Below are 16,343 nucleotides of genomic sequence, written 5' to 3'. Positions count from 1 at the left end.
CCATGCGACGGGTAGTCATCACCGGCCTCGGGCCCGTGTCGAGCATCGGTATTGGAGCGTCCGCCTACGGCGAGTCGCTGCGGGCGGGCGTCAACGGGGTCTCCCCGATCGCCTGCTTCGACTCCAGCGGATTCCCCTACTTCATGGCCGGCGAGGTGCACGACTTCCGGCCGGAGGAGATGGTCCGGCGACTGTCTGTCGACGAGTGGGGCCGCACCAGTCTGTTCGCGGCGTCCGCGGCCCGTCTCGCGGTCGCGGACGCCGGGATCGACGAGGAGGAACTGGCCGGCTCCCGGGCCGGGTCGAGCATGGGCACCACCGGCGGCGAGTCGCAGGTGCTCGAACGGCTCACCGGCGACGCCCTGCGGGCCGGCGTCGAGGGACTGGACGCCAACCTGGTCCGCCAGGTGTCCAGCGCCCGCCTCTCCCAGGCGGTGAACCGGGAGCTGCGGCTGACCGGCGACGCCGTCACGCTCTCCACCGCCTGCTCGGCCAGCAACTACGCCCTCGGCTACGCCTACGACCTGATCAGGACGGGCGAGGCCGACTACATGATCGCCGGCGGCGCGGACTCGGTCGGCCGCTGGTCGCACGCAGGGTTCTACCGGCTCGGCGCCCTCACCGAGAAGGCGTGCTCGCCCTTCGACAAGAACCGGTCCGGGATCATCACCGGCGAGGGCGGCGCGGCCATGTTCCTGGAGAGCCTGGAGTCCGCGCAGGCCCGCGGCGCCCGCATCCACGCCGAGGTGCTCGGCTACGGCGTCAACTGCGACGCCAACCACATGGTGGCGCCGAACCGGGACAGCATCGCCGAGTGCATGCGCCTGGCCCACCGCAACGCAGGGGTCGACGCGGCGGACGTGGACTACATCTGCGCCCACGGCACCGGCACCCCGGCGAACGACCAGGTGGAGGCCGGGGCGGTGGTCGACGTCTTCGGGGACAGCCCGCCGCCGATCAGCTCCACCAAGTCGATGCTCGGCCACACCATGGGCGCCGCGAGCGGCCTCGGCGCGATCGCGTCGGTGCTCGGCATCACGGGCTCGTTCCTGCCGCCGACCATCAACTACAGCACCCCCGACCCCGCCATGCCCCTGATCGACCCCGTTCCCAACACCGCACGGCCCGCGGACGTGCGCATCGCCCAGGTGAACGGCTTCGCGTTCGGTGGCAACAACGCCATCGTCATGCTCGGGAGGTACTCATGACGGCGACGGCAGCCGAGCTGTCCGCCACCACCCCGCCCACCACCCCGGCCGTCCTGGCCATCACCGGTCTCGGCGTGCTGTCCGGCGCCGGCATCGGGACCGAGGCCCTGGTGGGCGCCCTCACGGCGGGACGGTCCGCCACGGCGGACGTGTCCGGGATGTTCGAGGACCCGCTGCCGCGCGGGGACGCCCACGCGCTGGTGGACTTCAAGGTCCGCGACTTCCTCGGCCGCAAGGGGACCTCCTTCTTCGACCGCAGCACCTCGCTCGGCATGGTCGCCTGCCAGGCCGCCCTCGCCGACACCGGCCTGGAGGTCGGCGACGGCAACCGGGCGCGCATCGGCATCACCCTGGGCACCACCGCGGGCAGCGCCAAGTCCACCAGCGACTACAGCCGTGACACGTTCGTGCAGGACCGGCCCTACCTGGTCAACCCGCTGCTGTTCCCCAACGCGGTGATGAACTGCGCGGCGGGCCAGGCGGCGATCCGGTACGGGCTCCAGGGGGTCAACGCCACCATCGCGGGCGGCCCGCTGGCCATGCTCAACGTGCTGCGCTACAGCCGCAACCTCATCAGCTGCGGCTACGCGGACGCCCTTCTGGCGGGCTGCGTCGAGGAGTTCAGCCCCCAGTCGGCCTGGGCGGTGCACTACGCGCAGTCCACCGACGGCGGTGAACTGCCGCCGGGCGAGGGCGCGGCGGTGTTCGTCGTGGAGAGCGCCGAGGCGGTACGTGCCGCGGGACGCCGGCCCGACGCGGAGGTGCTCGCCGTGGAGACCGGCGTGTACGACCCGCCGGGCACCGACGGCACCTTCGTCGCCGGTCTGACCGCCTGTCTGGCCCGCGCCCTGGAGCGGGCCGGGGTCGAGGCGTCCCAGGTGTCGGCGGTGGCCACGGCGACCAGCGGCATGCCCCGCTTCGACGACGCGGAGGACGCGGCCGTCGCGGCGGTCCTCGGCGCCGGACCCGAGCGGCTGCGCGTCAAGGACGTGACCGGGGAGGCGTTCAGCGCCTCCGGGGCGTTCCAGCTGGCGGCGCTGATCGCCCGGCACCGGGCCGAGCCCGCGCGCGACGGCGACATCTCCGTGATCACCACCCTCGGCGGTGACGGCGCGGCCGGAGCCGCCGTGGTCAGGGGGTGGAGCCGTGCCGACCGCCATCACGGGTAGCGCGATGATCACGTGCCTGGGCGATCGCGACGAGACGCTCCGGGCACTGCGGGAGGGCCGTACCGGCGTCTCCCCGCTGCGCTGCGGCGACCCGGAGAAGCTCAACGTCGCCAACGCCTACTCGATCGACGACGAGGAGGAGACTCCGCCCGGCCTGCCCCGGCTGGCCGGCCGGTGGCTCGCCCGCTGTGTGGCGCGGGCGCTGGAGGAGGCGGGCGTGGACCCGGCGCGACGCCGGGTCGCGGTCCTCGTCGGCACCGGCCTGCGGGAGCTGCGGGCGGTGGAGCAGTGGTACGCCGACGGTGCCCCGCTGCGCCTGGCCGAGCTGCACTTCGCGGAGGCGGTGCGCTCCGTCGCCCCGGACGTCACCGAGGTGCACACGATCGCCAACGCCTGCGCCGCCTCGGGCTACGCGCTGGCCCTGGCCGCGGACATGCTCGAACTCGGCGAGGCCGACGCGGTGGTCGCGGCCGGCTGCGACACCATGACCGAGAGCATGCTCACCATGATCGGCCGGGTGGGCTCGGTCAGGGCCGACATGGTCCGGCCCTTCGACGCCGACCGCGACGGAGTGCTGCTCGGCGAGGGCGCGGTCGCCGTCGTCCTCGAACGGGCGGACGCACTCACCGGGGGCAGGCGGCCGTCGGCGCTCGTGCACGGCGTCGGCCTCGGCTGCGACGCCCACCACGAGACCGCCCCCGACCGGGCCGGGATCGTCGCGACGATGCGGGACGCGCACGAGCGCGCCGGTGTCACCCCGGACGACATCGGCCTGGTCCTCGCCCACGGGACCTCGACCGCCCTGAACGACCCGACCGAGGCCGGGGCCCTGCTGGAGGTCTTCGGTACCGACGGCCCGCCCGTCACCGGCATCAAGGGTGCCGTCGGGCACACCTCGGGCGGCGCCGCCCTGATGAGCCTGCTCGTCGCCGTGGACGCGCTGCGCACCGGTGTCGTACCGCCCACGGCCGGTCTGCGCAGGCCCGACGCCGAGGCCGAGAAGCTCGACCTCGTGTACGGGCAGCCGCGGGCCTCGCGGGCCCGGCTGGCGCAGGTGAACGCGTTCGGCTTCGGCGGAGTGAACGCCGTGACGGTCGTGGAGGCCCCCGATGACCACTGACACCCGCGAACTCGCCCTCGACGGCTGGTCCGTGCACGTGCCCGGACTGTCCGCGGCGGACCTGCCCGGCTCGCCGGAGACACCGGCCTGCCGGCCCGAGGACGCCAAGGAGGTGCTCGGCCGCAAGGGACTCCTCGGCAAGGAGCCGTCGACGCGGCTGGCGCTGTGCGCGGTCCACCGGGCCCTCGGACTGCCGCCGGGACCCCTCGCCGGGCCGGTCCCGGACGCCGCGGGCACCGCCGTGGTGGTCGCCTCGAACCTCGGCAACGTGGAGACCGTGTGCACGGTCCTCGGCGACATGCGCGAGCGCTCGGGCTCCGTGGTCAGCGTGCTGGACGCGCCCAACGCGTCGAGCAACGTGATCGCGAGCACGGTGGCCATCCGGTACGGCTTCACCGGGCCCAACCTGGCCGTGTGCAGCGGCGCCACCGCCGGACTCGACGCGGTCGCCCTCGCCTCACGGCTGGTGCGAGCCGGGCGGGCGCGGCGCGCGGTCGTGGTGGGCGTGGAGCCCGCCGACCCGGTGGCGGTACGGCTCGCGGCGCTGCGCGCGGGCACGCCCGCCCCGCTGACCGCCGCCGCCGGCTGCCTGCTGCTGGGGCTGCCGGGCGCGTGGCCGGCGGCGACCGGGCTGCGGATCGGCCCCGTCGTACGGGACGCCTCGCCGGCCACCCCCTTCCACGCGGAACCCGGGGACTTCTACGGGGCCGCCGGTGTCGTCCGGCTCGCCGTGGCCGCCGCCCGTCTCACCGCCGCCGGCCCGGCCGGCACCCCGGTCGCCGTGGGCTGCGGGGACGCGGAGGACGGCTGGGCGGGCACGCACCTCACCCTCGTACAACGGGCGGAGGCCCCGGCGTGAGCACCTGGACGAAGGTGGCCGAGCGGGACGGCCTGGAGGTCTGGCGCGGGCCCGGCGAGGGTCCCGCGCTGGTGGCCGCCCACGGCATCGAGGACTCCTGGGGGTGCTGGCGCGCCCTCGCCGGCCGGCTCCCCGGCCACCGGCCCTACGCGCTCCAGCTCCCCTGGCACGGCGGCAACTCCTACGCCTGGCGGCCCGAGGGCTCGCCGGGGCAGTGGCTGGCCCGCGCGCTGGAACTGGTGCCGGAACCGCCCGTCGCGCTCCTCGGCCACTCCTTCGGGGCCAACGCCATCCTGGAGTACCTGTCCGGCGGGGACGTGCGGCCCGGCATCGAGGCGGCGGTCCTGGCCGCCCCCTTCTACCGGCCCGCCGACTTCCCGCTCACGCCCGAGCTGCGCACCCGCTCGCTCGCCGCCCTGCGCAAGGTGATCGTGGAGGGGCTGCGGCTGGGACTCGGCGCGCGCGGCGAGGCCCTGGACCCCGAGGTGCGCCGCCTGATGGTGCGCAAGCTTCTCGACCGGGCCGTGCCGGGCGGATTCCCGGTGTTCTACGAGGAGTTCGCGCAGTCCGGGCTGCTCGACCTGACCCGCGTCACCGTGCCGACGCTCGTGCTGGCCGGCACCCGCGACGAGTCGCTGACGCCCATGCGGGCCGCCGCCCTCGACCGGGACATGCCCGCGGCGACCGTCCGCCTGCACCCCGCCTACGGGCACTTCTGCCACGTCGCGCAGACCGAGCGGATGAGCCGGGAGACCGCCGCGTTCCTCGCCACCGCCCTCGCACCGACCCCGCACACCACCGAAGGAGACCCTGTCGTGCCCGAACTGCTCGACGGCGAGCCCACCAGCTACGTGGGCCAGCCGCGCTACGAAGGCGCCAACATCCGTACGTGGATCGGCTTCAAGCACTTCATGTACCTGGCCGAGGAAGCCGTCCTGCAGTACTTCGCGGACCGCGGCGTGGACGCCAGGACGCTCTACCACACCTACGGTCTCGGCCTGGAGATCGTCGACTCCTCGGTGCAGCTGCCGGTGGCCCTGGAGGTCGGCGAACAGGTGTACGCCACCGTGGTCTCCGCCAAGCCGAAGCCCGGCCAGGGCGCGCCGTTCACCGTGTCGCTGACCGTGGAGCGCGAGGGCCGCACGGTCACCGTGCTCAAGGGCAAGGTCCGCGCCGCCCTCGTCACCGTCAAGGACGGCTCGGGCTCGGAGCCGGTCCCGGCCTTCCTGGAGCCGTACGTCGTCCCCGAGGTGGCCGCGCTGCACAACAGCGCAGCCGGGAGCCTGCCGATCGCCGACGGCCAGGAGGTCGCCGACGTGCTGGCGCCCGAGGGCTCCGGCGCCTACCTGTGGGACTGGCGGGCCCCCTACTACTACTGCCACTTCTCCGACCGCCTCCAGCACTCCGCGTACATCCGCACGCTGGAGGAGGTCGTGGACCGCTACCTGCACGCGCGGGACCTGGCGATCGGGCGGCTCCTGGAGGAGCGCGGCTGGATCCCCGTGGTGTCCCGGGCGCGGGTGCAGCTGCTCGGCGACATCTGGATGGAGGAGACCGTCCACACCGTCTTCCGGGTGGACGAGATCCTGCGCGACACCATGTACACCGCGCGCATGGACTGCTACGTCCGCCGCGGCGACCGCCTGGAGCGCGCCGCGACCGCCACGATCATGCACGGCTACGCGATCAGCCGCGGCGAGCTGGCCGGCACCGTCGCCGTCCTGGACGAGCAGGTGCAGACGGCGCTGCGCGGAGGTGCCGCATGAGTCCGCGCCGGCCCCCGCGGCTGTACTTCTCCCTGCGCAGCCCCTTCAGCTGGATGGCGTTGCGGCGGCTTGAGGAGACGCTGCCGAACGCCCGGGAGCTCGTCGAGTTCGTGCCCTTCTCCGAGCCGGACACGCGCAGCGCGGCCGCCCTGGAGGCCGCGGGCGGCGAATTCCACTACGTGGCCATGAGCAAGGCCAAGCACCTGTACATCCTCAACGACACCAAGCGCCTGGCCGCGAAGTACGGCTACGCCATGAAGTGGCCCATCGACAAGGGCGACGAGTGGTGGGACCTGCCGCACCTGGCCTGGTTCAAGGCGGGCGAGCTGGGCGTGGAACGCGCCTACTACGACGCGGTGATGGCGGCCCGCTGGGAGCGCGGCGAGAACATCTGCGACCCCGCGACGCTGCTGCGGGTCTGCGAGGAAGCGGGGCTCGACGGCCCGGCGCTGGTCGGCGCCCCCGACGAGCCGCACATCCGCGAGCAGGGTGTACGCGCCCTCATGCGCATCTACGAGGACGACGTCTTCGGCGTCCCGTACTTCAAGGTCGGCCGGCACCGCTTCTGGGGCCTCGACCGGCTCGACGACTTCCTGGCCGCGCTGGACGAGGCGCTGGCCGGCACGACCGCCAAGGGATGAGGCACCGATGACCACGACGACGACCCGCACGACCCGTACGACGGCCGCCGCGAGCGACCCGGCACCGGCCACCGCGTACCCGCTGGTGGACACCGAGTGGGGCGAGGACCCGCTGCTCGGCGTCCCGCGCGAACTGCGGGAGCGGCTCGGCTCGATGGACCAGGACACCGCGGGCGGCTGCGGCTGACGCCGTGCCCCCGCCCCACCGACTCAGAAGGGCAGTGCAGTGACCGAACGTCAAGTGGCCATCGTCACCGGAGGATCGCGCGGCATCGGCCGTGCCGTCGCCGTCCAGCTCGCCGCGGACGGGTACGACATCGCCTTCTGCTACCGCAGCGGCACCGAGGCGGCCGCCGAGACCGAGAAGCTGGTGCGGGACAAAGGGGCCCAGGTCCACCACGCACCGTGCGACGTCGCGGACTTCGACGCCGTGCAGGAGTTCGTGGGCGCAGCGGCCAAGCGCCTGGGCCCGGTCTCCGTCCTGGTGAACTCCGCGGGTGTCGTGCGGGACAACCCGATGGTGCTGATGCCGGTCGAGGACTGGCACACCGTCATCGACACGAACCTGACGGGCACCTTCAACTTCTGCCGCTCGGTGGGCTTCGGCTTCATGAAGCGCAAGAAGGGCGTCATCGTCAACATGTCGTCCATCTCCGGGGTCTACGGCCACGCCACGCAGAGCAACTACTCGGCGTCCAAGGCCGGCATCCAGGGGATGAGCCTGTCCCTGGCCAAGGAGGTCGCGGCGTACGGCATCCGCGTCAACGTCGTCGCGCCCGGCTTCATCGAGACGGACATGACCGAGGCGCTGCCGGAGAAGGTGCGCGAGCAGGCCCTCAAGTCCATCCCGCTGAAGCGGTACGGCGGCGCGGACGAGGTGGCCGACCTGGTGTCGTTCCTGGTGTCCGACCGGGCCGCGTACATCACGGGCGAGGTCATCCAGATCGACGGCGGAGTCGCGCTGTGAGCAGCCCGGCCGCGGTCGCCGCGGCCGAGCGGACAACCGTGACGGGGCCCAGGCGACGGGCCACCTCGGTCGACCCGGCCGACACGGTGACGGTCCACTCGCCCGCCGAGGTCACCGTACGGAAGCTGATCGCGGCCGACGAACCGTACCTGGAGGGCCACTACCCGGACTTCACCGTCTACCCGGGCGCCTTCATCGTCGAGTCGGTCTGCGAGGCGGTGCTGCACCTGGTGCGGCACACCTCGGGCGCGGACGCCTGGGCGCGGCCCGCCGCCATCCGGTCGGTGCGCTTCACCAGCGCGCTCGCCCCCGGGGACACCCTGGAGGTGCACTGCGTGTGCCGGCCCGAGGGCGCGGGCGTGCTCGCGGTCGAGGCCCGGTGCACCAACGGCGGCGCCAAGGCGGCGCTGATCAGGATGACCTTCCGGACCACCGCGGACGCGGACGACCTGCCGGGAGGCCGGGATGCTTGAGTACGCCGACATCCGCGGGGTGATCCCGCACGCGTATCCGATGCTCCTGGTCGACCGGGTCGTGGAGTGGGAGCCCTACGACCGGATCGTCACCCTGAAGGCGGTCACGGGGAGCGAGCCCTGCTACGCGGGTCTGGCCCCCGGAGCGCCCCGCCGGGCCTTCGCCTACCCGCCCTCGCTGCTCATGGAGTCCTGGGGGCAGGGCGGCGCCATCCTGTGGATGCGGCGGGTCGACGAGCGTGGCGAGCGCGCCGGGTCACCGATCCTGGCCGCCTCCCGCGACATGACCTTCCACCGCGAGGTGTTCCCCGGGGACACGCTGCGGCACGTCGTGCGGGTCGACCAGTACTCGGGCAGCAGCGTCATCATGAGCGGCGAGTCCTACGTCGGCGACGACCTGGTCGCCGAGATCGGCTACGCCATCGCGGTGCTGCGTCCGGCCGACGAGCTGACCTGGGGCGCGGCCTGATGGACACCGATGTGGTCATCACCGGGCTCGGGGTCGTCTCGCCGCTGGGCCGGGGCGTCGAACGGTTCTGGGCGGGCCTGCTGCGCGGCGACGTGCCGGTGAGCCCGCTCGGCTTCCCCGGCGCGGCGATGCCCGGCTCCCTCGCCTACCGGGCCGAGGACCCGCCCGCCTCCGGTCTCCCCGGGTGGGCGGGCCGGGCGAGCGGTTTCGCCCTCGCGGCGGCCCGGGACGCGCTGGCCGACGCCGGTCTCGGCGCCGGCGGCCCCGAGGAGCTCGACGGCGTCGGGGTCTGCGTGGCCACGGGCAACGGGGACAGCGACGTGCAGGAGGCGTGCCGGGACGGCCGGCGCGAGCCGGACGGGGACAGCTGGTTCCCGTACGGCACCGCCGGGTTGCTGTCCGAGCGGCTCGGCCTGTACGGGCCGGGGGTGACCGTGTCCACCGCGTGCGCGGCCGGTGCCTACGCCGTCGCCATGGGCGCCGACATGATCACCGACGGCGAGGCGGACACCGTCCTGGTCGGCGGCACCGAGGCGATCTCCCGGCCGGCGGTCGGCGCCTTCCTGCGGCTGGGCGCCGGCGACCCGCTGCACTGCCGTCCCTTCGACGCCGACCGGGCGGGCACCGTGTACGGGGAGGGCGCCGCGTTCCTGGTGCTGGAGTCCGCCGCCCGCGCGGCGGCCCGCGGCCGGAGCGCGTACGCCCGGGTGCTCAGCTCCGGCTGGAGCTGCGACGCCTTCCACGTCACCGCGCCCGACCCGCAGGGCACCCAGGCCGTGCGCGCGGTCCATGACGCCCTCGTGCGCGGCGGGATGGACTCCGGGGACATCGGCGCGGTCCTGTGCCACGGCACCGGGACGCCCGCGAACGACGCCGTGGAGAGCGGCGTCACCGCCCGTGTCCTGGGCGCCCGGGCCCCCGAGGTGCCGGTGACCGCCGTCAAGGCGTCCCTCGGGCACAGCGGGGGAGCGGCCGGCGCGTTCGGCTGCCTGGCCGCCGCGCTCGTGGTCCGGCACGGGCTCGTCCCCCCGGTCGGCACCCTGCGCCGCCTCGATCCCGCGTGCGGGCTGCGCGTCGTGCGCGGCACCCCCGAGGCGGCGGCACCGGGCACCGTCCTGGTCAACGCCTACGCCTTCGGCGGCAACAACATCTCCGTGGCCATCGGCAGTCCGGTGGCCGGCGCGGGCCGGGAGGCGGTCGCATGAGCCCCGACAGCACCGGCCAGGTGGCCGTCACCGGCATCGGCCCGATCAGCACGCTCGGCATCGGCGCCAAGGAGCTGGCCGCGGCACCCACCGTGACGGGCGCCTCCGGCGAGGCGACCGCAGGGCACCCGCGGACGCGTGAACTGGACGGCTTCCACCCGGCCGAGTTCCTCGGCAGGCGGGGCTGGCGGCTGCTGCCCCGGGCCACCCAGCTCGCCCTGGCGGCGGCCCGTCTCGCGCTCCCCGGCCCCGACGCCATGGGCGCGCCGGCTCGGGAACGCACCGGGGTCGCCCTCGGCACCAACTTCGCCGTCGACGAGATCGTGGACCGCATCGACCGGGCGCTGCTGGAGGAGGGCGTCTCCGGGATCAGTCCCGTCGAGTGCCCGAACTTCGCGATCAACGTGCCCGTGAGCCAGGTCTCCCTGTCCTACGGCCTCAAGGCGTTCAACGTGACGCTGGTCAACCTGCTGACCGCCGGCTACGAGTCGGTCCTCCTCGGCGCGCGGGCCATGCTCGCGGGACGGGCGGACGCGGTGCTCACCGGCGGCATCGAGGGACTGCCGCCCGCCGGGGCGGGCGCCCTGTGCGGACCGGACGCCGACGTGGCGGGCGCCTGCCTGCTCCACCTGGAACCGGCCGGGGCGGCCCTGCGCCGCGGCGCCGTGGTCCACGGCCGGCTGACCGGCGGGGCGCGCCGGGTGCTGCCCGGCGCCCCGCGCGACGCCGAGCGGGTGCTGGGGACGGTCCTCGACCGGCTCGGCGCCCCGCCGCCCGCGGCGATCCGCCTGCACGTCCCGCTGACCGACGCGGGGGAGCGGACCGCGGAGGCCGGCGCGCGCTGGGCGGCCCGGCACGGGGCGTCCGACGCGGTGACGGTCGTCCGGGGCGGCGCCCAGGCCGGAGTCACCGGCCTCCTGGCGCTGGCCCAGCACCTGGCCCGCCCGGCCGCCGCCGAGGGCGCCGGGGACGTGGCGTTCCTGACGCTCGGACCGCAGGGCCACCTGGTCGCCCTGCGGGTCGCCCGGGAAGGCGGCACGGGATGAGCCGCGGGCCCCGGCCGGACCCGGTCGGCGAGACCACCGTGCTCGGCGAGGACCTGGCCGTGCACCGCTTCGGGACCCCGCCCGCCGCCGCGTTCGTGCACGGCCTGGAGGACGCCTGGAACTCGTGGACCCCGCTGGCCGGTCTGCTCGCCGGCCGGCTGCGCGGCTACCCCCTGGACCTGCCGTGGCGCACGGGCGGCACCTACCGCTGGCGCAGCCGGGGTTCCACCGCCCAGTGGGTGGAGGCGGGACTGAACCTGGTGCCGGAGCCGGTCTCCGTCCTGGTCGCGCACTCGCTGGGCGCCAACGCGGTGCTTCAGTGGCTGGCGACGGGCGTGCGGCCCGGACTCGACGCCCTGGTCCTGCTCTCGCCGTTCTACTGGCCGCCGTCGCAGCCCGCCGACTGGCAGATGTTCGACTCCTTCCGCGAGGACTTCGCCACCGTCATGACGATGGGGCTGCGCACCCGGCTGGGCGCGCGGGCGCAGACGATGGACCCGGAGATCTTCAACGGCATGGCCCGCAAGATGCTGGAGGGCATGGGGCCGCAGGCGTTCCTGGCCCTGTTCGACCAGTACAGCGCGGCCACCGAACTGGCCCTGGCGCACGTCGACATCCCCACCCTGGTCATCGGCAGCCCGCACGACACCGGTCTCGCGGGCGAACGGGCCGACGCGCTGAAGGCCGACATGCCCGCCGCCGAGTTCCACCTCGACCCCCGTCTGACGCACTTCTGTCACTCGGACCAGCCGGACGAGGTGGCCCGGCTCGTCCTCGCCTTCCTCGACCGGACGGCGGGGGCCCGGCGCACCGCCGCCTGAACCCGCCGCACCCGGCCCGCACCCGCCGCACCCCGCCCGCACCCGCCGCACCACGCACCCGCAACGAAGGAGCTGACCCGCTGTGCCGACGCATCCCGCACACCGGTCCGGGAAACCGGCCCTGACGATGGTGGCCGCCCTGCTCGGCCTGTTCATCGCGCTGCTCGACGTCACCGTGGTCACGGTGGCGCTGCCCACCATGGGCACCGAACTGGACGCCTCCTTCTCCGACCTGGAGTGGGTGGCCAACGCGTACATGCTGGCCCTCGCGGTCTTCATCGTCACGGCCGGACGGCTCGGCGACCTCTACGGGCAGCGCAGGATCTACGTCATCGGCGTGACGGTCTTCCTCGCCGGCTCGCTGGTCTGCGGCGCCGCCGGGGAACTGGCGCCCTTCGGCTGGTCGCACATCACCACGCTGCACGCGGGCCGTGTCGTGCAGGGCGTCGGCGGAGCGGTGATCATGCCGCTGACGCTCGCCATCGTCTACTCGTCCTTCGAGGGCAGGGCGCGCGCGCTCGGCATCATGCTGTGGGGCGCCGTGGGCGGACTCGCCACCGCGCTGGGCCCGCTGATCGGCGGCGCCCTGGTGGACCACGTCGGCTGGGAGTGGATCTTCCTGGTGAACCTGCCGATCGGCCTGGTGGTGGTCGTCGCGGCCCTCGGCATCAAGGACAACCGGCGCGAGAGCGGCCCCGGGCGGCCCCCGCTGGACCTGGCGGGGCTGCTCACGGTCAGCGGCTCGCTGCTCTGCCTCAACCTCGCGCTGATCAACGGGGCGGACTGGGGCTGGACCTCGGGCCGCGAGCTGGCGCTGTTCGGCGGCTCCGCGCTGCTGCTGCTCGCCTTCCTCGGCGTGGAGTCCCGCTCGGCCGCCCCGATCATGAACCTGGCCTGGTTCCGGCGGCCCTCCTTCGGCGGCAGCGTCACCGCGGGCTTCCTGCTGGGCGCCGGGATGTTCTCGGTGATGTTCTACCTGTCGATCTACATGCAGAGCGGCCTCGGGCTGACCGCGCTGGAGACCGGCGTACGGCTGCTGCCGCTGACCCTGATGCTGATCGTCGGCGCCCCGCTGGGCGGCAGGCTCACCGCGAAGCTGGGGATGCGCGGTGCCATGGCGTTCGCGTTCGCCCTGATGGCCGTGGGCATCGCCCTGTTCACGCTGACGGACCCCGCGGGCGACCCCGGTTCGTGGACGCGGCTGCTGCCCGGCCTGCTCGTCACCGGCCTGACGCTGGGCATCCTCATGCCCGTCTCCTCCGAACTGACCGTCGCCGCCGCCCCGCAGGACCAGGTCGGCGTGGCCGCGAGCGCCGGCACGATGTTCCGGCAGGTCGGCAACGCCGTGGGCGTCGCGATCATGGGCGCGCTGATGAGCACGCAGACCGACTCCGCCGCGGAGGAGGCCGAGAAACTCGCGGCCAAGGGCGCGCTGACGCCCGAAGGGGCCGCCGCGCTGCGGCAGTCGGCCATCACCGACGGACTGGACCACGGCGCCTGGTTCGCCGCCGCGGTGACGCTGGCCGCGGCCGTCGTCGTCGTGCTGTTCGTCCGCGACCTGCCGCGCGCCGCCCCCGGGACGAAGGCCCCCGCCGACGGGGCCCGCGCCTCCGTCGCCGGTGCCGTCGCCTCCGACGCCGGACGGCCGTGACACACCGGCCCGAATCCCGTGCAACTCCCCTCCAGGAAGCAGCGACGACCAAGAAAGGCGGGTCACCCGTGATGGGCAGGACCGCGTTCGTCTTCCCCGGCCAGGGGTCGCAGCGGGTGGGCATGGGACTCCACCTGCTCACCGAGCGACCCGACTTGCTGGACACCTACTACCGGGCGGCCGACGACATCCTCGGCATCCCCCTGTCCGCCCTGTGCCGGGAGGGACCGGAGGAGGCCCTGCGGGACACGTCGGTCACCCAGCCCGCGGTGTTCCTGACCGGCCTCGCCACCCTCGACGTCCTGCGGGACAAGGGGCTGGAGCCGGACCTCGTCGCCGGGCACAGCCTCGGCGAGTACACCGCCCTGGTCGCCGCGGGCGTGCTCGACTGGACCGACGCGCTGCGCCTCGTACGCCGTCGCGGTGTGCTCATGGCCGGGGTCAACGAGCGGATACCCGGCCGGATGGCCGCCGTGCTCGGCCTGGACCTCGCCGTGGTGGAGGCCCTGTGCGCCCGGGTCACCCTGGAACTCGGCCAGGTCGTCGAGGTCGCCAACGACAACGAGCCCCGGCAGGTCGTCGTGTCCGGCGAGCGCGAGGCAGTCGACCGGCTCCGCGCCGAGGCGCAGGACGCCGGAGCGGTCAAGGCCCTGCCGCTGCCCGTGGGCGCCCCGTTCCACTCCAGCCTGATGAGCGGCATCGAGGAGGAGTTCGCGGCGGCGCTCGACCAGGTGGAACTGCGCGCCCCGCGCGTGCCGTTCGTCTCCGGCGTCACCGCCGGGCTCGTCACCACCGCCGAGGACGTCGCCCGGTGCCTGCGCCGCCAGCTCGCGGGCCGCGTGCAGTGGACCGGGGCCGTGCGCACCCTCGCCGGGGAGGGTGTCACCACCTTCGTCGAGGTGGGCCCGGGCAAGGTGCTCGGCGGTCTCTGCCGCCGGATCGTGCCGGCCGCCGCCGTGCACGCCACGCACGACGAACGCGCGCTGGCGAAGACGCTGTCCGCCGTGCCGCCGACCGCCGGGAGCGCCGCCGCGGCCACCGGCCGCCCCCTCGAACCCGCCACCCCGGGAGCCGCCGTATGACCACCGTCCAGGAGAACAGGAACCCCGGCGAGCGCGTCGCCGAACTGGCCCGCATCAAGGGAGCGCTCCGGGAGGGCCCGGACCCCGCGGCGACCGAGCGCCAGCACGCCAAGGGCAAGCTGACCGCCCACGAACGCATCGACCTGCTCCTCGACGAGGGCTCGTTCCACGAGATCGAGGCGCTGCGCCGGCACCGGGCGACCGGCTTCGGCCTGGAGCAGCGGCGCCCCTACAGCGACGGGGTGATCACCGGCTGGGGCACCGTCCACGGCCGCACGGTGTTCGTCTACGCCCATGACTTCCGCATCTTCGGCGGCGCCCTGGGCGAGGCGCACGCCGAGAAGATCCACAAGGTGATGGACCTCGCCGAGTCGGCGGGCGCGCCCCTGGTCAGCCTCAACGACGGGGCGGGCGCCCGGATCCAGGAGGGGGTGACGGCCCTCGCGGGCTACGGCGGCATCTTCCGGCGCAACACCCGCTGCTCCGGCGTGATCCCGCAGATCAGCGTGATGCTCGGACCCTGCGCCGGCGGCGCCGCCTACAGTCCCGCGCTGACCGACTTCGTGTTCATGGTCCGCGGCACCTCGCAGATGTTCATCACCGGGCCCGACGTGGTGCAGGCGGTCACCGGCGAGCAGGTGACGCAGGACGGGCTCGGCGGCGCCGACGTCCACGCGGCGACCTCCGGTGTGGCGGCGTTCGTCCACGACGACGAGGAGCAGTGCCTGGAGGAGGTGCGCTACCTGCTGTCGCTGCTGCCGTCCAACAACCGCGAACTGCCGCCGGAGGAACCGTCCGACGACCCCGCGAACCGCAGTACGGAGGCGCTCGCCGGCCTCGTCCCGGCGGACCCGGGCCGCTCCTACGACATGCGCGGGGTCGTCGCCGAGATCGTCGACGGCGGGGAGTACTTCGAGGTCAGCGAGCGCTGGGCGACGAACGTCCTGTGCGTGCTGGCCCGCCTGGACGGCCGGGTCGTCGGCATCGTCGCCAACCAGCCCGGCAGCCTCGCGGGCGTGCTCGACATCGAGGCGTCGGAGAAGGCGGCGCGGTTCGTGCAGTTCTGCGACGCGTTCAACATCCCGCTGGTGACCCTGGTGGACGTGCCCGGCTTCCTGCCCGGGGTCGGCCAGGAGCACGACGGGATCATCCGGCGCGGCGCCAAGCTGCTGTACGCGTACTGCAACGCCACCGTCCCGCGCGTCTCGCTGATCCTGCGCAAGGCGTACGGCGGCGCCTACATCGTCATGGACTCCCGTTCCATCGGGGCCGACCTGTCGCTGGCCTGGCCGTCGAACGAGATCGCGGTGATGGGCGCGGAGGGCGCGGCCAACGTCATCTTCCGCAGGGAGATCGCGGCGGCCGACGACCCCGAGGCGACCCGCGTCCAGAAGATCAAGGAATACCGGAGCGAGCTGATGAGCCCGTACTACGCCGCCGAGCGGGGGCTGGTCGACGACGTCATCGACCCCGCGGAGACCCGTTCGATGCTGATCCGCTCCCTGGAGATGCTCCGCACGAAACACGTCGACCTGCCGTCGCGCAAGCACGGCAACCCGCCGGTGTGAGCGCCGTGAACGCGGGCCGGCCGTCCTTCACCCTCGTCCGGGGCAACGCCGACCCGGAGGACCTGGCCGCCCTGGTCGGCGTACTCCTGGCGGTCTGCCGGGAACCCTCGGCCGCGCCGGAGCGTCGTTCGGTGAGGGCCGGATGGGACCGCGCCCCTCACCGTTCCTCGGCGCAGGCCGGGTCTTGGAGGTCTCTTCCGTAATGCGCAAGGTGCTCATCGCCAACCGTGGCGAAATCGCTGTCCGCGTGGCCCGGGCGTGCCGGGATGCCGGGATCGCGAGTGTGGCCGTCTACGCG

The 16,343-nt window shown here is 74.1% G+C and carries 18 protein-coding genes; all 18 read left to right on the top strand.

All coding sequences use genetic code 11. From position 1 onward, the window contains the following. Window positions 1-2: 2 nt before the first annotated feature. Window positions 3-1,208, top strand: a complete 1,206-nt coding sequence (locus tag ACWGIS_RS19900; RefSeq protein WP_453363750.1) for a beta-ketoacyl-[acyl-carrier-protein] synthase family protein — start codon at window positions 3-5, stop codon at window positions 1,206-1,208. Continuing rightward, the gene (locus ACWGIS_RS19895) at window positions 1,205-2,377 is read left to right on the top strand and encodes a beta-ketoacyl synthase N-terminal-like domain-containing protein (RefSeq protein ID WP_453363749.1); all 1,173 of its coding nucleotides are present in this window, start codon (window positions 1,205-1,207) and stop codon (window positions 2,375-2,377) included. Before ACWGIS_RS19900 ends, ACWGIS_RS19895 begins: the two co-directional genes overlap by 4 nt. Further along, window positions 2,355-3,497: a beta-ketoacyl synthase N-terminal-like domain-containing protein gene (locus tag ACWGIS_RS19890; RefSeq protein WP_453363748.1), complete on the top strand. Its 1,143-nt coding sequence runs from the start codon at window positions 2,355-2,357 to the stop codon at window positions 3,495-3,497. Before ACWGIS_RS19895 ends, ACWGIS_RS19890 begins: the two co-directional genes overlap by 23 nt. Continuing rightward, complete coding sequence (locus ACWGIS_RS19885; protein WP_453363747.1) at window positions 3,487-4,356, top strand: beta-ketoacyl synthase N-terminal-like domain-containing protein; 870 nt, start codon at window positions 3,487-3,489, stop codon at window positions 4,354-4,356. Before ACWGIS_RS19890 ends, ACWGIS_RS19885 begins: the two co-directional genes overlap by 11 nt. After that, on the top strand, window positions 4,353-6,122 hold the full coding sequence (locus tag ACWGIS_RS19880; RefSeq protein ID WP_453363746.1) for an alpha/beta fold hydrolase: 1,770 nt from the start codon (window positions 4,353-4,355) through the stop codon (window positions 6,120-6,122). The genes ACWGIS_RS19885 and ACWGIS_RS19880 overlap by 4 nt, the downstream gene beginning before the upstream one ends. Then, entirely contained in the window at window positions 6,119-6,763 is a 645-nt protein-coding gene (locus tag ACWGIS_RS19875; RefSeq protein ID WP_453363745.1) for a DsbA family protein, read from the top strand. Before ACWGIS_RS19880 ends, ACWGIS_RS19875 begins: the two co-directional genes overlap by 4 nt. Window positions 6,764-6,770: 7 nt before the next feature. Further along, window positions 6,771-6,950, top strand: a complete 180-nt coding sequence (locus ACWGIS_RS19870) for a hypothetical protein (RefSeq protein ID WP_453363744.1) — start codon at window positions 6,771-6,773, stop codon at window positions 6,948-6,950. A 39-nt stretch (window positions 6,951-6,989) separates the two neighbouring features. Continuing rightward, entirely contained in the window at window positions 6,990-7,730 is a 741-nt protein-coding gene (gene fabG, locus ACWGIS_RS19865; RefSeq protein ID WP_453363743.1) for a 3-oxoacyl-[acyl-carrier-protein] reductase, read from the top strand. After that, window positions 7,727-8,203, top strand: coding sequence for a 3-hydroxyacyl-ACP dehydratase FabZ family protein (locus ACWGIS_RS19860; RefSeq protein ID WP_453363742.1), 477 nt, complete (start codon window positions 7,727-7,729; stop codon window positions 8,201-8,203). The genes fabG and ACWGIS_RS19860 overlap by 4 nt, the downstream gene beginning before the upstream one ends. Next, window positions 8,196-8,672: a 3-hydroxyacyl-ACP dehydratase FabZ family protein gene (locus tag ACWGIS_RS19855; RefSeq protein ID WP_453363741.1), complete on the top strand. Its 477-nt coding sequence runs from the start codon at window positions 8,196-8,198 to the stop codon at window positions 8,670-8,672. The genes ACWGIS_RS19860 and ACWGIS_RS19855 overlap by 8 nt, the downstream gene beginning before the upstream one ends. Then, on the top strand, window positions 8,672-9,877 hold the full coding sequence (locus ACWGIS_RS19850; protein ID WP_453363740.1) for a beta-ketoacyl synthase N-terminal-like domain-containing protein: 1,206 nt from the start codon (window positions 8,672-8,674) through the stop codon (window positions 9,875-9,877). The genes ACWGIS_RS19855 and ACWGIS_RS19850 overlap by 1 nt, the downstream gene beginning before the upstream one ends. After that, window positions 9,874-10,923 (top strand): beta-ketoacyl synthase N-terminal-like domain-containing protein, encoded by a 1,050-nt coding sequence (locus ACWGIS_RS19845; protein ID WP_453363739.1) that lies wholly within the window; start codon window positions 9,874-9,876, stop codon window positions 10,921-10,923. Before ACWGIS_RS19850 ends, ACWGIS_RS19845 begins: the two co-directional genes overlap by 4 nt. Then, on the top strand, window positions 10,920-11,744 hold the full coding sequence (locus ACWGIS_RS19840) for an alpha/beta fold hydrolase (RefSeq protein ID WP_453363738.1): 825 nt from the start codon (window positions 10,920-10,922) through the stop codon (window positions 11,742-11,744). Before ACWGIS_RS19845 ends, ACWGIS_RS19840 begins: the two co-directional genes overlap by 4 nt. A gap of 82 nt (window positions 11,745-11,826) precedes the next feature. Beyond that, window positions 11,827-13,395: an MFS transporter gene (locus ACWGIS_RS19835; RefSeq protein ID WP_453363737.1), complete on the top strand. Its 1,569-nt coding sequence runs from the start codon at window positions 11,827-11,829 to the stop codon at window positions 13,393-13,395. 71 nt (window positions 13,396-13,466) lie between these two features. Beyond that, the gene (gene fabD / locus ACWGIS_RS19830; RefSeq protein ID WP_453363843.1) at window positions 13,467-14,477 is read left to right on the top strand and encodes an ACP S-malonyltransferase; all 1,011 of its coding nucleotides are present in this window, start codon (window positions 13,467-13,469) and stop codon (window positions 14,475-14,477) included. Further along, window positions 14,474-16,045: an acyl-CoA carboxylase subunit beta gene (locus ACWGIS_RS19825; RefSeq protein ID WP_453363736.1), complete on the top strand. Its 1,572-nt coding sequence runs from the start codon at window positions 14,474-14,476 to the stop codon at window positions 16,043-16,045. Before fabD ends, ACWGIS_RS19825 begins: the two co-directional genes overlap by 4 nt. Continuing rightward, the gene (locus ACWGIS_RS19820) at window positions 16,042-16,248 is read left to right on the top strand and encodes an acyl-CoA carboxylase subunit epsilon (protein WP_453363735.1); all 207 of its coding nucleotides are present in this window, start codon (window positions 16,042-16,044) and stop codon (window positions 16,246-16,248) included. Before ACWGIS_RS19825 ends, ACWGIS_RS19820 begins: the two co-directional genes overlap by 4 nt. Next, window positions 16,248-16,343, top strand: a 96-nt coding sequence (locus tag ACWGIS_RS19815; RefSeq protein WP_279617129.1) for a biotin carboxylase N-terminal domain-containing protein, incomplete at its 3' end; no start/stop codon positions are given. The genes ACWGIS_RS19820 and ACWGIS_RS19815, both read left to right, overlap by 1 nt.

The sequence above is a fragment of the Streptomyces sp. NPDC054842 genome (assembly GCF_053611025.1).
This window is presented reverse-complemented; position numbering and strand designations above follow the sequence as displayed.

Coding starts and splice junctions, on each gene's coding strand:
- ACWGIS_RS19900 (WP_453363750.1), top strand. CDS start 3: ATGCGACGGGTAGTCATCACCGGCCTCGGGCCCGTGTCGAGCATCGGT.
- ACWGIS_RS19895 (WP_453363749.1), top strand. CDS start 1,205: ATGACGGCGACGGCAGCCGAGCTGTCCGCCACCACCCCGCCCACCACC.
- ACWGIS_RS19885 (WP_453363747.1), top strand. CDS start 3,487: ATGACCACTGACACCCGCGAACTCGCCCTCGACGGCTGGTCCGTGCAC.
- ACWGIS_RS19875 (WP_453363745.1), top strand. CDS start 6,119: ATGAGTCCGCGCCGGCCCCCGCGGCTGTACTTCTCCCTGCGCAGCCCC.
- ACWGIS_RS19870 (WP_453363744.1), top strand. CDS start 6,771: ATGACCACGACGACGACCCGCACGACCCGTACGACGGCCGCCGCGAGC.
- ACWGIS_RS19855 (WP_453363741.1), top strand. CDS start 8,196: ATGCTTGAGTACGCCGACATCCGCGGGGTGATCCCGCACGCGTATCCG.
- ACWGIS_RS19850 (WP_453363740.1), top strand. CDS start 8,672: ATGGACACCGATGTGGTCATCACCGGGCTCGGGGTCGTCTCGCCGCTG.
- ACWGIS_RS19845 (WP_453363739.1), top strand. CDS start 9,874: ATGAGCCCCGACAGCACCGGCCAGGTGGCCGTCACCGGCATCGGCCCG.
- ACWGIS_RS19840 (WP_453363738.1), top strand. CDS start 10,920: ATGAGCCGCGGGCCCCGGCCGGACCCGGTCGGCGAGACCACCGTGCTC.
- fabD (WP_453363843.1), top strand. CDS start 13,467: ATGGGCAGGACCGCGTTCGTCTTCCCCGGCCAGGGGTCGCAGCGGGTG.
- ACWGIS_RS19825 (WP_453363736.1), top strand. CDS start 14,474: ATGACCACCGTCCAGGAGAACAGGAACCCCGGCGAGCGCGTCGCCGAA.